Consider the following 13,587-nt stretch of genomic DNA (forward strand, 5'->3'; position numbering starts at 1 on the left):
CGTCAGACCCTTCTCAGGATCTCGTGCACCTCCCTGGCCCGTGCGGCGTCCATGCCGCGGGCGTTCTCCGCGCTCCGCCGTACGGTCGGGCCGAGCTCGACCACCTTGCCGACGAGCTCCGCACCCCGGTCCATCAGCTTCTCCGGCCCGTCGCCTCGGGTGTACGCGGAGTGGAAGGCCGAGCCAGCCGTGTCGTGTCCCCACGGCGCGGCGGCGTTGAGCCGCCGGATCTCCCGCAGACTGGCGAGGTAGCCGCTCTCGGTGTCGGACGACGCGGCGTGCCACTGGGACAGGCCCTTCGCGAGCTGCTGCGGGCGGATGTCGACATAGTTCACTTCGAAAAGCTCGCTCATCTCTCCCCCGGCGGCTTCGGCAACCGCGTCGACATCTGCTCCAGCACGGCGTCGAGATCCCCCTCGATGTGCGCCCTCATCTGGTCGGCGGGGATGATCGGCGCGAAGATCTCGACGACCCGGTCCTGGGCCCTGGCCACGGCGGCGTGGATGGTCCGGGTGATGGCGTCGGCCAGGCCGCGCGCGTCCTGCCGGCGGTAGATGCGCGGGTCGAGATCCAGCCTGATCAGCTCGCCGTTCGCGCCGACCGTGGCCGCCACCAGCCCGTCACGCGACTTCTCCGTCACCTGCACGGCGCGCGCCCTCTCGTGCAGCGCGGGCGCCTCCTCCTGCAGGCGCAGGAACGTGGCCCGCAGCTCCTCGGCGTACGCCCGCATCCCGGCGGCGTCCGGCGCCTGTCCCCCGGTCGTGTTCACCACCCCGTTCGACCGCGTTCACACCGATGACGATCTCTGTCCAATATCCGGGATTATCACACCGTGATCGGACATCCGGCTAGTGAAGTGCGTCAGACGGCGGCGAGGTTACGCGCCCAAGAACCGCATCGCGAGGTCCCTGGCCCACTGCGCGGCCTTGGCGGCCTGGTCGCCGGTGACGGGCGCGCCGGGCATCCGGCTCAGGCGCTCCACCTGCTCGGCGTAGCGCAGGTGCTCGCGGTGGGCGTGTTCGCGGCACGCGAGGCAGGTGACGCTCTCGGGACGGATCGAGGTCATCGCGTAGGGCACCCGAAGTCCGCAACCGGTGGTGACGACATCGGGCGCGTCTGGTGCGCGGCCCAGCGACGACGCGACCACATTGCGGTAGCCGGCGCCGGCCTGCAGCACCTTCGATTCGACGTGGATGTGCGGATCGGTCTCGCTCACCTGCGTCCGTCCCTCCGGTCCTGGTCGTCCCGAATTCAGGCTAGCGAGTGAGTCCCAGGTCGAGGAGTTCGGCGTGCTCGCGCGGTTCGCCGGCCTCGGCGCGGGCCACCCACCGCCGGTGGACGCCCCGCTCGATCCGCTCCATGCCCAGCGCCCGCGCGACCGGCAGCCGCCCGCCGGTGTATTCGAGCAGCAGTTCGCCCGCGCGCTCGTCCCGTATGAGGCAGGGGGCGCCGCGCCACTCGCACCTCCGGGTGACGTGGAAGACGGCCTCGCACTCCCCGGCGGGCACGGGCCGTACGAACCGGCCCGGGGCACGCTCTTCGAACCCGTCGGCCGGCTCGTCGCTCAGCAGCCGGATCAGCAGCCCGTCGTGCCCGGGATCGGGGATGGCCGGGTGATCGGCCCCCCGCCAGCGCGCCCGGTAGGAGCTCAGGGATGCGGCGGCCGGCTCTCCGGGCCCCCAGCGGCCGAGGTCGCCGTCGTAGACCGCGCGCACGATCTCGGTCCCCGCCGTGGTCAGCTCGACGATCTCCGAGCCGTGCGGCAGCCGTACGGCGTCCACCTTGTACTCGCGGACCGGATAGTCGGCGTTCGGCGCGAGACCCATGCCGGCGAACGGCGGCTCCTCGACGACCCAGCCGGCCACCGCCGCCATGCCCGCCTCGTCGGTCCCGCCGTACGGCGTGCGGTAGAGGTTGAGCCCGACCGTACGCCAGCGCAGCAGGACCACCGAGCCGTCGCCGGTGAGCAGCCCCTCGTCGGCCCGGCGGCCCAGCATGTCGACGAGCACGGCGGGCGTCGCCACGTGGGCCACGTCGAGCGCGTGGTGGCAGTAGCCGGAGACGCGCGACTCCCCCTCGCCGAGATAGCCGCGCAGATCCCCCGGCGTCAGCGGCTTCTGCACCACCGGCAGCGCCGGCTCGGGCTCCGCCATGCGGTCCTGCGCGAGTGTGGGGACCGCCAGCCTGGCGACGGTCCCCGGTTCGAGCAGGAAGCGCACCGGCAGGCCGGGGTTGACGGCCAGGCCCCAGTGCGGGTCGGGCCAGCCGGCGGCGAGTTCGACCAGCGAGGTGATCCGGGCGCGTGACAGGCCCGTGGCCGCCGTCATGGCCTCGACGGAGGTGTAGGCGGGCAGCCACACCCGATCGGGCGCGCTGATCCTCACCCAGGCGGGGTCGCCGTCCGGCGGCAGGGGCAGCGCCAGCTCGGTGTCCCTGAGCATGCTCAGGCAGGCCGCGAGGTCGCCCGCGTCGTGCGCCGCCCCGAGCCGCCGCTCGAACGCGCCGGCCGCCCACTCCATCAGATGCCGATCGGCGGCAGGAAGGACGGCGTCTTCGGTATGTCGCCGGGGTCCGGCAGGGGTTCGGTGAGGCCTCCGCCGGCCGGGTCGAAGGCCACCTTGGCCTTGGTGAAGTCGGGCGCCTGCATCGTGACGGCCTGCATGCCGGGGAACTTCTGCTGGACGCCGCCGGCGAGGTAGGCGACCCCGGTGAAGATGGCGGCGACCTTCCAGTTCAGCTTCGCCAGGACCGTGAACACCTTCTGCGCGGTCCTCGACATGGTGGCCATGATGCCGGTGACGGTGGGCTGGATCGCGGCCATGGAGACGGGGTTGGCCTTGGCCGCGACGCTGATGTTCGCCAGCGTCAACGCCGTCGTGCCCATCGCCAGCGAGATGTAGCTCGCCGCCGTGTAGAGCATGCACGCGGAGTCGAGGCTGTCGCCGACGCCCTTCATGCCCTGGTCCAGCCCGGCGAGCTGGTGGTCCAGCTCGAGGAACTTCTCCTTGACCGTGGTCAGCATCCGCCCCTTGAGATGCCCGTCCGACTCGAGCGCGGTGACCTGCGCCCTGAGATCCTCCCTGAGCCGCCCGATGTCGGCGGGCGCCGGGCCGTCCTCCCCTCCCTTGTTGTGCCACTCGCGCGCGCCCCGCGACATGGCGTCGGGGTCGGCGATCATCGTGGCCAGCAGTCCCGCCAGCGGCAGCGCGCTCGGCTCCAGGAGCGAGGCCATCCCGGCCAGGCCGGCGCCGGTGACGAAGTTGTTGCGCGCGTCCCAGATCTCGACGTTCCCGATGCTCACCATGGCCTAGTCCTCCTGCATCCCGAGGACGGGAGGCGCCACGTCCTCGTCGCCGAACCAGGTGCTCTCGTCCTCCGGCACCGCGACGCCCCGCTCACGTTCCTTGTCCTGGTCGCCGCTCCCCGCGCCCCCCATCGGCGCGTACGGCATGGCGGGTATCCCGCCGGCCATGGCACCGGGACGCCCGGCGCCCCCGGCGCCCAGGCCCCCGCCCGGGCCGTACACCGCCGGGCCGTAGCCCGCGCCGTAGCCGCCGGTGCCGGTCCGCGCCCCCGCGGGGTAGTCGCCCGGGCCGTAGCCCGTCGGGCCGAGGCCGGGGGTCGCCGGCGTCGTCGGCAGCGTCGGCACGGACGGCGGGTTCGGGTTGTGCCCCGAGAGGGAGGTGTCGCCCGGGGCGTTCAGCTTGGGCGTCTCCAGCGGGTTCGCCCCGTTCTGGCCGAGCCCGTCGAGGCTCGTACGGCCGAGGCCGTCCTTCCCGAGGCCACTGCCGTCGGGGTCGAGGCCGCTGCCGTTCGGGTCGCCGGCGCCGGGCAGGCCGCCGTTCCCGCCGGAACCGGGCAGGTCGCCCGTGCCGGGCAGGTCCGGATGCTTCAGGCCGGTGTCGAGGTCGGCGCCCGGCATGTCCTTGGGCGGCTTCCAGCCGTCGCCGAGGCCGGATGCGCCCTTCGGGAGGCCGCCGCCGCCGAGCCCGAGGCTCTTGGGGTCGAACCCGGCCCCCTTCGGACCGCCCTTCAGGCCGTCCAGGCCGTCCTTCCCGGTGCCGCCCGAGCTCTGCTTCTCGGCTTCCTTGGCGTTCTTGACCGCCTGGTCGAGGGCCGCCTTCCAGGACTCCAGGACGTCCTTGCCCTTCGCCACGGCGTCGGCCGCCTGGTTCCGCACCTGGCTGTGCACGCCGTTCAGGGCGCCGCCGATCACACCGAAGGTCAGCGGCGGAAGGTGGATCTTCTTGATCCGGCCGCTCGTGTCCGCCAGGACCTGCCCCCGGCCGGCCACGTCGTTGCCGAACTTCGCGACCTCGCCGTAGTCCATCTTGAACTCGGGGTCCGTCAGACGCGGGTCCACCGCGCCGCCCGATCCCATGGGGGTCGCGAGGCCGGCGAAAGGATTCGTCGCGCCCCCGCTCGTATCCGTCACAACATCCTCCGGCCGATTGATTTCGGTTTCACCTAAATACGGCGCGAGTCACCTCAAAGCTCGCAAAACGTACAAATCCCCTAACCGGCTGTCTGACAAAACCACAAGAGACGTGACAGAATCTTAATCTCGGACAGTCCCGGCAAGGCGTCCACTGATCCATTACTGTGACTTTTGGGTCGACCACCCGACCCTCCTGGTCGGGGGTAATTGACAGGATCAGTGGAGGTGGCCATGTCGCACTCTGGCGCAAGCCAGGCTCAAGTCAGCCGGCACGACCTGGACGAGGCGATCACCTGGATCGGCGACGCGGCCGAGAACATCCGCGGCATCCAGCGTTACCTGGACAGCGCCGGCGAGAACCTCAGGACCCACTGGCAGGGCGAGTCGCACCACGCGTTCAACAAGGTGCACCTGCTGTGGCACGAGCGCATGGACGTCATCCTGGGCAGCCTGCAGACCCTCGCGGAGAGCATCCGGGCGAACAACAAGAACTACGCCGAGTTCAACGCGCAGGCGACCGCCGAGATCAACAAGATCGAGGCGCTCATCAACCAGGCCCCGCCCGCCTCGTACAGCCGCTGAGCCCGAGACGACCACCAGGAACGGACGGAGAGCGCGATGGTGGACTTCGACATCACCAAGGTCAACTTCAGTGGTCTCGACTCAGGCGAGACCGAGTTCCAGAACGCCTTCAACCGGCTGGTCACCGAGCTGGAGAACCTGGAGAACAAGCTCAACACCAAGACCGCGATCTGGCAGGGCAGCGCCAAGGACGCCTACGACCAGACCCGGCGGATCTGGCAGCAGGAGGCCAAGGGCCTGGCGGACATCGTCTCGCTGCTGGCGAAGAACATCAACATCACCAACATGAACATGCAGGACGTGGAGCGGATCAACGCGGCCATGTTCGACGGCAAGTGAGCGGACGTCCGACGGTACGGCCGCAGGCGCCGGCGCTCCTTCGCCGGTGCCCGTCACGGCGTTGACGGAGGGTGACGCATGGGTCGCGACGGTGGCGTGCAGGTCAGCCGGACCGCGCTCAGGAACGCGCGCAAGGACTTCGAGGAGGTCCTCGAGGTGCTGGCGCCGGGCGCGTCCAAGGGCACGATGACACCGGTCGCCTTTCACGAGGGCGGCGCGGTGAAGCGCCTGATCATGCGGCGTGAGGCGATCGGCGGCTTCTGGGAGGCCGCCACGGGGTTCCACTCGAGCCTGACCAGCGCGGAGGTCGCGGTCACCGCCATCTACGCGGAGATCGCCTCGACCCTCGGCATCGCCGCCGAACGCCTGGAACTGGCGGTCAGGAACCTCGACGCCGGAGAGCAGGCGGGCGCGCGGCACGTCGGTGTGGCGGACGTCTAGTCGCATGCGGAGTGGTTGAGGAGGCGCCGTGGCGGAGCGGAAGATGCCCATCAGGGCGGCGATCGACGCGTCCGATCCGGGCGTCGTCATGCTGGACACGCTGCGCACCTCGCTCGAGAAGACCGACCCCGAGCTCATCAGGGCGGCCTCGGGCGAGTTCAAGGGCGTGCACGACAAGCTCAAGTCCGTGGTCGAGACGCTCGACCGGCACCTGGACTCGCTCGACAAGCACTGGACGACGGGTGAGGACGCCAAGCAGGTCAAGGAGCAACTCCGCCGGCTCAGGGCCTCCACGGTCGCGGTGATGACCGCGATCGTGGACACCTCCGCCGCGGCGGGGCAGTCGGGGTCGCCCTCGGCGCGCGGCGTGGTGCCCGCGCTGGACGTCTACGCCAGTTCCCTCAACCAGTTCCGGGGCGAGAACGTCCCCGAGCCCACGAAGAGCGACATCGACTGGTACGACGCGGCCGTGGAGGCGGGAGCGGTCGGCGCGGCCGGCGGCGCCATCGCCGGCTCTCCCTTCGCTGGCGTCGGAGCCATCCCCGGCGCGGTCATCGGCGGCGTGGGCGGCTTCATCGTCGGCGGCCTGGCCGGCGCGATCGGCTCGGCCTTCGGTGACGGTCCCTTCCTCAACCTCTTCGGGGAGTCGAAGGAGGAGAAGGACATGAAGGCGGCCGAGGAGCACCTCAAGAAGCTCTCGCAGGCGACGCAGGCCGCCAACGCCCTCTTCCCCGAGTCGCTCGACACCGACGTGCCGAAGTTCGACATGACGCCCCCGTCGTACGACCCGACGTCCGGTCCGGGAACGACCCTCCCGAGCGGATCGGTCCCCACGGACGTGCGGGGCTGGCAGAACCCCGCCTCGCTCGGCGACCTCGGCACGGGCTCCGGCCCGGACGGCCTCGGCGACGGCGGCTTCCCCGGCTGGAACGGCACGGGCGATCCGTACGGGCCGGGCGGCCCGGGCGGCGGGATCGGCACGGGACTGGACGGCACAGGCCCGGGCAACGGGCTCGGCGGCCTGAACGCTGGGCTGAACGCTGGGCTGAACGGCGGCGTCGGCGCTCCCGGATCGACCGGCGCGGGTGCGAGCGGCACGCGGCTGGACGACTCCGGGCTCGGCGGCACCAGCCTTTCCGGCCACACCCCGCAGAACGCCGTCCCCAACGGCCTGACCGGCGCCGCCGGATCGGGCCCCGGCACCGGGTACGGCGGTGGAGGCTACGGCGCGGGCGGCGGTTCCGGCGCGGGCCCGGGCATCGGCGCCGGGGGTGTGGGCGTCAACGGGGCGGCGTCACGCGCCGCCGCCGGCAACGGAATGGTCCCGATGGCCCCGCACGGCGCGAGTGGGGGCGGCGAGCGCCAGGAGCGCGAGCGCACCACCTGGCTGCTCGAAGACGAGGACTTCTTCGTCAGCGACCAGCAGACCACGTCCGCGCGCATCGACAAGGCATAAGGCGAGGGAGGCGAAATGAGCTACGCGCCCGACGGCGGATCTCCGCCGCCGAAGCTGAGGATGCCGGAGAGCTGGCCGGGTCTCGACGGTGGTCCGGCCGATGTGTACATCGACCACACACGGGTCCGGCAGATCCTCAAGGGGCTGCGGGACGAGCTCGGCACGCTGCGCGGACGCGCCCCCGCCAGCATGAGCGCCACCTGGAGCGGCCCGGGGACCGCGGGCGAGGTCCAGGGACTGACCAACGTCGGCCCCGCGGAGACCGGACCGTGGGAGGCGGCGAAGTATTTCGGGTTGAACGCCGAGCAGGCCCACGAGGTGCTCAGCGGCAAGTATCAGCTGCTGATCGACCGCATCGAGGCGATGGTGAGCGCGGTGGAGCAAGCCGTCGTGAACTACGAGAAGGGCCACAAGAGCAGCAGCGCGTGAGCCGCCGAGGGCAAGGGGAAAGATCACGATGGGGGCCGAAGCCGGCTGGGAGCCGATCAAGGTGTACGCGAGCCTCGACGGGCTCGACCCGGAGAACCTCTCCCGGGAGCAGATCAAGCAGAAGCTGGACGCCGCGAGTCCCGACGCGGTCCGCCGGGCCGGTCAAGCGTTCATCGACGCCGCCGACCTGGTGGGCGGGAAGGTCGGCGGCAACGGGCCGTCCGAGATGGGCATCCAGGCGGCCCTGAGCAGGACCGCCAAGGAACTGGCCTCCGTCTGGCGCGGCCCCGCCGCCGAGCAGGTGCAGTCCGCCCTCCGCGCGCTCTACGCCACGGCGGGCGCGCTCGGCGACGCCATGACCGCGAGCGGGGCGGCGATGTCCTGGTACGCGGACGTGGTCGGCGACGCGAAGACGAACTTCCCGGCCGCCCCGGGCGGTTCGGACCAGGGCGCGGGCGGCGGCACGAGCGGGACCCCCTCCCCCACCCCTTCCCCTACGTCCTCCCCCTCCGCCTCGCCCCGAACCTTCCCCACGCCCTCCCCCTCTCCCGGCCCCACGCCCTACCTCACCGGGGACGAGGCGGCGAGGGCCCACTTCCGCAAGCTCAACCAGCAGATCCAGGAGGCGAACAACGCCTTCGCCGAGGGGCTGGCCTTCGAGCTGCCCGCCATCGAGCCGCTGCACATCGACCTCGAGGACTCCCCGCGCATCCGCGTGGGCGGGACGGGCGCGCCCACCACGACCTCCGGCGGCGTGTGGCGCGGCGGCTCGTACGGTGACGGCACGACCGGCTCGGGCTCGACCGGGTCCGGCTCCGGCGGCTCGGGATCCGGTGGAGGCGGCCACTCGGGCGGCGGTTCCGGGGGCACGGACGGTTCGGGCTCCGGCGGCGGCACGGGCAGCGGTGGCACCGGCTCCGGGGGCGGCGGCGCGGACGGGTCCGGCGGCACGGGCGACCCCGGCGCGGGCGGCCTCCCCGGCACCGGCGGCGCACCGGGTGCGGGACAGCCCGGCACGGGACAGCCGGGCGGCTCCGGCGACGGATCGGGCACGGCTCCGGCCGTGATCGGCGGTGGCTCGACGGATCTGGCGACCACCCATCCCCTGCCCGGCGCCACACCCCCCGCGGGCACCACCACCCCAAACGCCCTCACCGGCTACCCGGACCCGCGGCTCCCCCTGCCCACGGCGGGGCCGACCGGCACGCTGCCGCCGGGCGGCGTGATCGGCGTGTACGGCGGGGCGCGCACCGGCTACGGGGCGGGAGTCGCCGCAGAGGGCGGCGGCCTCCTGGGCGGCTACCGGGCCGGGCAGAGCGGCGCGGGCTCGTCCTTCCTCCCCTACGCGCCGGCGGGCGGCGCCGGGACGGGCGGGCAGGACGAGCGCGAGCGGGAGATCTACGACCCCGAGCCCGACGTCTGGCGGGTGACGAGCACGACCAGCCCCGACCGCATCGGCTAGCGCCGGCCCGGGCCCAGGGAAGACGGACGCGCCGCCGTCAGAGGTTCAGCCTGCGGCTGATCCGGTCGAGCTCGCCCAGCACGTCCTCCGCGGTGCGGTCGAAGGCGGACTCCGCCTCTCTGACCTGGTCGAGCACGGCCTCGGGGTCGTCCAGGAATCTCGTCTGGTCGCCATCCTCTCCGAGGACCTCGGCCATGGCCCGGTTCATCTGCCGGTACAGGTCGTCGGACGCGGCGCGCACCGTCTCCTTGATCCGCTCGGCCAGTTCGCCGGAGCTCAGCCGCATCGCCTTGGGGTGAAGCTCCAGCTCGCTCAGCCCCCGGCCGGTGAACTCCACCTCGACCAGCCCGTCCTCGTCCCGGGCCCGGCCGACGAGCGAGGACAGGGTGTGCTGGAGCCGTTCGACGGCCGCGATCCTGGCGTCGGCACGCTGGCCGAACCGCTCCACGTCGAAGTCGTCGAATGCGCTGCCGGCCATACGAGCCCCCCTTATGCCGCGATTTCCGGGACATCGGCACGCTAACGCATCAAAGGCGGGCGTACGGGGTTTGCGGGCTCGCCGTTACACGCCAGTGAACAAGCCCCGAATTTCCGCTTTCCACCTGCGGAAACGTCACTCCCGCGCATGGCGGGGGCGCGGAGCCCGGTGATAGGGAAGATCACGTGTCGTACGGCGCATCCTCTTCCAGCGGGCCATCCGGGACGTCCGGGACGTCCGCCCTCCCGGCCTCGACCGTCTCCGCGATGGTGAGCCCCTGCCCGCACACGCCTGCGTGCCCGGCCGGTCCGTGCCTGCCGGACTCGATCCGCGGGCAGTTGCCGGGAGGGGCTTCCGTGGTCCCGGTGCGGGTGCCGGCGCCGGACGGTGGCTCGTCCGGTGGCTCGTCCGGTGGCTCGTCCGGCCTGCCCGGCTACGAGGTGGCCGCGGGCTTCATCAGGAAGTTCGCCGGCACGGTGGGCGGCTCCGCCGAGGGCGTCCGGCGGATGAAGGACGCCACCCCCCGGTTCGAGGGCTGGAACCTCGCTCCGCTCGCCGGGGTCCCCATCGTCGGGCTGGCCTTCGTCCACCGGTTCAACACCGTCTCCGACACCTGGTCGGGCGCGGCCGGCATCCTCGGCGACGCCCTGCGCAGGGACGGCGAGACGCTGGTCAGGGCCGCCGACAACTACGTGGCCGCGGAGAAGGCCGGCGCGGCGGCCGTCCGCACCACGCGTCCCTGAGAGGATCCGCATGTCGACCCCACCCGGCGAGCCCGGCACGTTGTTCGTCCCCGGGCGGTCCGCCCCGGGCCCCCAGAAGCTCTACATCACGGACTCGAGCGGCAACGTCCGGCGAGCCGTACACGTGGCGCCGGCCGACGGAGCCGCCGCCGTCCGCACCGATCCGGGGTTCTTCCGCAACCTGGTCAAAGGGCTGAACCCGCTGCGGCAGCAGACGCGTACGGCGATGGCCATGTCCGGGCTGGGAGTCGCGGCCCTCGCCCTGGACGTGGCGGCCACGCTCAACCTCGGCAATCCCTTCCTCTTCTACGACCGGCGGGAGCTGTGGAAGGAGATGGGGAGCCGGCTGGAGAGCGGCAGATCCGACATCTGGTTCTCCTACTTCCAGGACGTCAGCCCGAACTGGAAGGGCCACGCGGCCGACCTGCTCGGCCGGCGGGTCCGCTTCAACACCACGGTCCTGTACGAGAAGCTCCACGGGGTCACCGGCGAGATGAGCGGCGCGATGCACAACCAGTTCAAGGAGGTGCTGGAGTACGACCTGTCGGTGTTCGGCCTCTACGCGGCCTCGGCGCCGATCCTCCGCACGCTGGCGGCGATGAGCGCGCACCCGGCCGGGCGGGTCGCGCTGATATCGCAGGTGGGCGTGTTCGCCAGTGCGCTGGGCAACCTCGTCAAGCAGTTCGCCGACATCTACATGGCCTGCGAGGGCGACCTCAACAAGGTGGAGCAGAAGCTCAACGACGTACGGGCCGCCTTCTTCGAGGAGGGCGACCCGGCGCTTGGCCGCCGCGACCTCACGCTCACCCCCGCCGTGGCGGACCGCGCGCACATCCACGACTACTGGCAGCCCGCGAGTGAGGAGCCCCGGTGAGGAACACGGCCGCGTTCAACGAGGGCAGGGAAGGCGACGTCGCCGGGCTGGTGCGGGAGGTCCAGGGCCGCGTCGGCGCGCTCGCCGACCTGCTCCACGGGCTGAGCGAGCAGGTGGCCGAGGGGACCGACGCCACGGGCGCCGTGGTGGCCCGGGTCTCCGGAGCCGGCCACCTGCTCGGGCTGACCGTCGACCCGCGTGCGATGCGCGATTTCGACCACCTCGCGATGTCCGCCGCGATCCTCGGCGCGATCGCCGCCGCGCGGAGCGAGGTGGGCGAGCGGCTGGGGAAGGCCATGGCGGACTTCACGGCGGGCTCCGGCGAAGAGCCTCCGCCCGGCGACCCGCTCGCCCCGTACGTCCAGGCTCTGCTCCGGGAGGGGTGACCGTGGACGAGATGCGTGAGCTCCGCGCCCGCATGGAACGGCTGTCGGCGGCGGCCGCGTGGATGGACGAGCTCGCGGCCGAATGGAGCACGCGCGAGTATGCCGGGAGTGCCGACGGGTGCCGGATCACCGCGACCGTCGACGCCGTCGGCACGCTGCGTGCCCTCCACATCCACCCGCTCAGCCTGCGCGGGCTCGACAGCCGCGCGCTGGCCGAGGCCGTCCTGAAGGCCGTACGGCGGGCCGAGGCGGCCGCGGAGGCCGCGAAGGAGGAGATGCTGCGCGGCGGGCTCGACGCCGCGGGCCTGCCCCACGTGGCCGGTCTCCTCGGCGAGGCCCGCCGCGCCTTCGACGAGCGGGCGTCGCCCGAAAGCGTTCACCGGCCCTGACCGAGGCCACCCCTCCCTGATGCTCAATTCCTTGAATAGTCATATTCTTGACTATGGGAGAGCGAAGGGAGCGGTTCCATGGCCCTGCGGCACGCCGTCCTCGCGGCGCTGCTCGACGGTGAGCTCAGCGGCTACCAGCTGGCCAAGGCGTTCGACGTCGGTGTGGCGAACTTCTGGCACGCCCTGCCCCAGCAGCTGTACGCCGAGCTGGCCAAGCTGGAGCGGGAAGGGCTGGTCGCGGGGCGGCGAGTGGTCCAGGAGACCCGGCCCGCCAAGCGCCTCTTCCATGTCACCGACGCCGGGCTCACCGAGCTGGAGCGATTCGCGGCCGCCGTGTCGAAGCCGTCGTTCATCCGCGACGACCTGCTCGTCAAGGTGCAGGCGGCCAACCACGTCGACGCCGGGCCGCTGATCCGGCAGGTCGAGGAGAGGGCCGCCGCGGCCGAGGCCAAGATCGATCTGTTCCGGCGGATCCTGCGGAAGATGCGCGGCGACCTGGGCGAAGAGGAGTTCCTCCGCGCGGGCCGGCGCGTGGGGCCGTACCTGACCTGCCTGCGCGGTCTGGCCTTCGAGGAGGGCAACCGCGACTGGTGCCTGCGGACCGCGGCGATCCTGCGGGAAAGGAGCACGGCCGCGCCAGACCAAGGAACCCCGGCCGCGCCAGACCTAGGAACCCCGGCCGCGCCAGGCGGAGCGGCGGCGGCAATGCCTGGCACAGGGACCGCGTCCAGGCCACGAGAGGGGACCGCACCGGCCCCCGGCAATCCGGAGGTGACCCATGCCGAACGGTGAGCGCCTGCGTTACGTCGCCATCGGCGACAGCCAGACCGAAGGGCTCGGCGACGGCGACCCCGCCCACCCGCGCGGCTGGGCCGACCGGCTCGCCGAGCGGCTCACGACGGTGGACCCGGACGTCACGTACGCCAACCTCGCGGTGCGCGGGCGGCTCGCCGGGGAGGTGCGGGCCGGGCAGCTCGCGCCGGCCCTGGCCCTGCGCCCCCATCTGGTCACCGTCGTCGCGGGCGTCAACGACCTGATCAGGCCCCGCTTCGACGCCGCCGAGGTGGCCGGGCACCTGGAGGCGATGTTCGCCGGTCTCACGGCCGCCGGCGCCCGCGTCGCGACCCTCACGTTCCCGGACGTCGGGAAGATCGCGCCGATCGCCCGGCCGCTCCGGTCGCGGGTGTTCGACCTCAACGACCGCATCCGGGCGGCGGCGGCCCGCCACGGCGTGGTGGTCGCCGAGACGGCGCCGCACGCCGTCTGCACCGATCCCCGGCTGTGGAGCGCCGACCGGCTCCACGCGAGTCCGCTCGGCCACGAGCGCATCGCCGCGGCCGTGGCCCACGCCCTCGGCCTGCCCGGCAGCGACGACGGCTGGACGCTGCCCCTGCATCCCCCGGTCGATCCGGCCGGATGGCGGGCCGTGGGCGCCGAGTTGCGCTGGGCGGGCACGTTCCTCGGCCCGTGGCTCGTGCGGCGCCTCCTCGGCAGGTCGTCCGGCGACGGCCGTGCCGCCAAACGCCCCGCGCTGCTGCCCGTACTGCCCACGGCGTGACCGCAGGACGCC

At 72.6% G+C, this 13,587-nt stretch carries 19 protein-coding genes; 12 read left to right on the forward strand and 7 right to left on the reverse strand.

Annotated elements, in window-relative coordinates; translation table 11 throughout:
• Nucleotides 1-2: 2 nt before the first annotated feature.
• The 6 genes from ACWEQG_RS09655 to ACWEQG_RS09680 all read right to left on the reverse strand — a co-directional run bounded on the left by ACWEQG_RS09655 (nt 3) and on the right by ACWEQG_RS09680 (nt 4,435).
• Nucleotides 3-353 carry a hypothetical protein gene (locus tag ACWEQG_RS09655; protein ID WP_452283349.1) on the reverse strand — a complete coding sequence of 117 codons (351 nt, stop codon included), beginning with the start codon at nt 351-353 and terminating at the stop codon, nt 3-5.
• On the reverse strand, nt 350-769 hold the full coding sequence (locus ACWEQG_RS09660) for a YbaB/EbfC family nucleoid-associated protein (RefSeq protein ID WP_346225453.1): 420 nt from the start codon (nt 767-769) through the stop codon (nt 350-352). Before ACWEQG_RS09660 ends, ACWEQG_RS09655 begins: the two co-directional genes overlap by 4 nt.
• Before the next feature lie 108 nt (nt 770-877).
• On the reverse strand, nt 878-1,216 hold the full coding sequence (locus ACWEQG_RS09665) for a hypothetical protein (RefSeq protein ID WP_452283350.1): 339 nt from the start codon (nt 1,214-1,216) through the stop codon (nt 878-880).
• Nucleotides 1,217-1,256: 40 nt separating this feature from the next.
• Nucleotides 1,257-2,519, reverse strand: a complete 1,263-nt coding sequence (locus tag ACWEQG_RS09670; protein ID WP_452283352.1) for an SseB family protein — start codon at nt 2,517-2,519, stop codon at nt 1,257-1,259.
• Nucleotides 2,519-3,304: a hypothetical protein gene (locus tag ACWEQG_RS09675; protein WP_452283354.1), complete on the reverse strand. Its 786-nt coding sequence runs from the start codon at nt 3,302-3,304 to the stop codon at nt 2,519-2,521. Before ACWEQG_RS09675 ends, ACWEQG_RS09670 begins: the two co-directional genes overlap by 1 nt.
• Nucleotides 3,305-3,307: 3 nt before the next feature.
• Nucleotides 3,308-4,435, reverse strand: a complete 1,128-nt coding sequence (locus ACWEQG_RS09680; RefSeq protein ID WP_452283355.1) for a hypothetical protein — start codon at nt 4,433-4,435, stop codon at nt 3,308-3,310.
• Nucleotides 4,436-4,669: 234 nt separating this feature from the next.
• Between ACWEQG_RS09680 and ACWEQG_RS09685 the strand changes: the two genes are divergently transcribed.
• The 6 genes from ACWEQG_RS09685 to ACWEQG_RS09710 all read left to right on the forward strand — a co-directional run bounded on the left by ACWEQG_RS09685 (nt 4,670) and on the right by ACWEQG_RS09710 (nt 9,147).
• Nucleotides 4,670-5,020, forward strand: coding sequence for a WXG100 family type VII secretion target (locus tag ACWEQG_RS09685; protein ID WP_169986094.1), 351 nt, complete (start codon nt 4,670-4,672; stop codon nt 5,018-5,020).
• A 36-nt stretch (nt 5,021-5,056) separates the two neighbouring features.
• Nucleotides 5,057-5,359 (forward strand): WXG100 family type VII secretion target, encoded by a 303-nt coding sequence (locus ACWEQG_RS09690; RefSeq protein ID WP_363474190.1) that lies wholly within the window; start codon nt 5,057-5,059, stop codon nt 5,357-5,359.
• 78 nt (nt 5,360-5,437) lie between these two features.
• Nucleotides 5,438-5,800: a hypothetical protein gene (locus tag ACWEQG_RS09695; protein WP_452283357.1), complete on the forward strand. Its 363-nt coding sequence runs from the start codon at nt 5,438-5,440 to the stop codon at nt 5,798-5,800.
• Nucleotides 5,801-5,828: 28 nt separating this feature from the next.
• On the forward strand, nt 5,829-7,256 hold the full coding sequence (locus ACWEQG_RS09700; RefSeq protein WP_452283359.1) for a WXG100 family type VII secretion target: 1,428 nt from the start codon (nt 5,829-5,831) through the stop codon (nt 7,254-7,256).
• A 15-nt stretch (nt 7,257-7,271) separates the two neighbouring features.
• Nucleotides 7,272-7,685, forward strand: coding sequence for a hypothetical protein (locus ACWEQG_RS09705; RefSeq protein WP_363474251.1), 414 nt, complete (start codon nt 7,272-7,274; stop codon nt 7,683-7,685).
• A gap of 28 nt (nt 7,686-7,713) precedes the next feature.
• Nucleotides 7,714-9,147 (forward strand): WXG100 family type VII secretion target, encoded by a 1,434-nt coding sequence (locus tag ACWEQG_RS09710; RefSeq protein WP_452283361.1) that lies wholly within the window; start codon nt 7,714-7,716, stop codon nt 9,145-9,147.
• A 37-nt stretch (nt 9,148-9,184) separates the two neighbouring features.
• On the opposite strand, the gene ACWEQG_RS09715 is transcribed toward ACWEQG_RS09710, so the two are convergent.
• Complete coding sequence (locus ACWEQG_RS09715; RefSeq protein ID WP_452283363.1) at nt 9,185-9,625, reverse strand: YbaB/EbfC family nucleoid-associated protein; 441 nt, start codon at nt 9,623-9,625, stop codon at nt 9,185-9,187.
• 356 nt (nt 9,626-9,981) lie between these two features.
• Between ACWEQG_RS09715 and ACWEQG_RS09720 the strand changes: the two genes are divergently transcribed.
• From ACWEQG_RS09720 to ACWEQG_RS09745, 6 genes are all read left to right on the forward strand, one after another.
• Nucleotides 9,982-10,368, forward strand: coding sequence for a hypothetical protein (locus ACWEQG_RS09720; RefSeq protein ID WP_452283365.1), 387 nt, complete (start codon nt 9,982-9,984; stop codon nt 10,366-10,368).
• A gap of 10 nt (nt 10,369-10,378) precedes the next feature.
• Nucleotides 10,379-11,242: a hypothetical protein gene (locus tag ACWEQG_RS09725; protein ID WP_452283367.1), complete on the forward strand. Its 864-nt coding sequence runs from the start codon at nt 10,379-10,381 to the stop codon at nt 11,240-11,242.
• A complete protein-coding gene (locus ACWEQG_RS09730) occupies nt 11,239-11,628 on the forward strand; it encodes a YbaB/EbfC family nucleoid-associated protein (RefSeq protein WP_452283369.1) in 390 nt (129 codons plus the stop codon). Before ACWEQG_RS09725 ends, ACWEQG_RS09730 begins: the two co-directional genes overlap by 4 nt.
• Nucleotides 11,629-11,639: 11 nt before the next feature.
• Nucleotides 11,640-12,017, forward strand: coding sequence for a YbaB/EbfC family nucleoid-associated protein (locus ACWEQG_RS09735; protein ID WP_452283921.1), 378 nt, complete (start codon nt 11,640-11,642; stop codon nt 12,015-12,017).
• Between the two features lie 78 nt (nt 12,018-12,095).
• Nucleotides 12,096-12,809 carry a PadR family transcriptional regulator gene (locus ACWEQG_RS09740; RefSeq protein ID WP_452283371.1) on the forward strand — a complete coding sequence of 238 codons (714 nt, stop codon included), beginning with the start codon at nt 12,096-12,098 and terminating at the stop codon, nt 12,807-12,809.
• Nucleotides 12,796-13,575: an SGNH/GDSL hydrolase family protein gene (locus ACWEQG_RS09745; RefSeq protein WP_363471523.1), complete on the forward strand. Its 780-nt coding sequence runs from the start codon at nt 12,796-12,798 to the stop codon at nt 13,573-13,575. Before ACWEQG_RS09740 ends, ACWEQG_RS09745 begins: the two co-directional genes overlap by 14 nt.
• Nucleotides 13,576-13,587: the final 12 nt, after the last annotated feature.

It is taken from the genome of Microbispora sp. NPDC004025 (assembly GCF_053604425.1).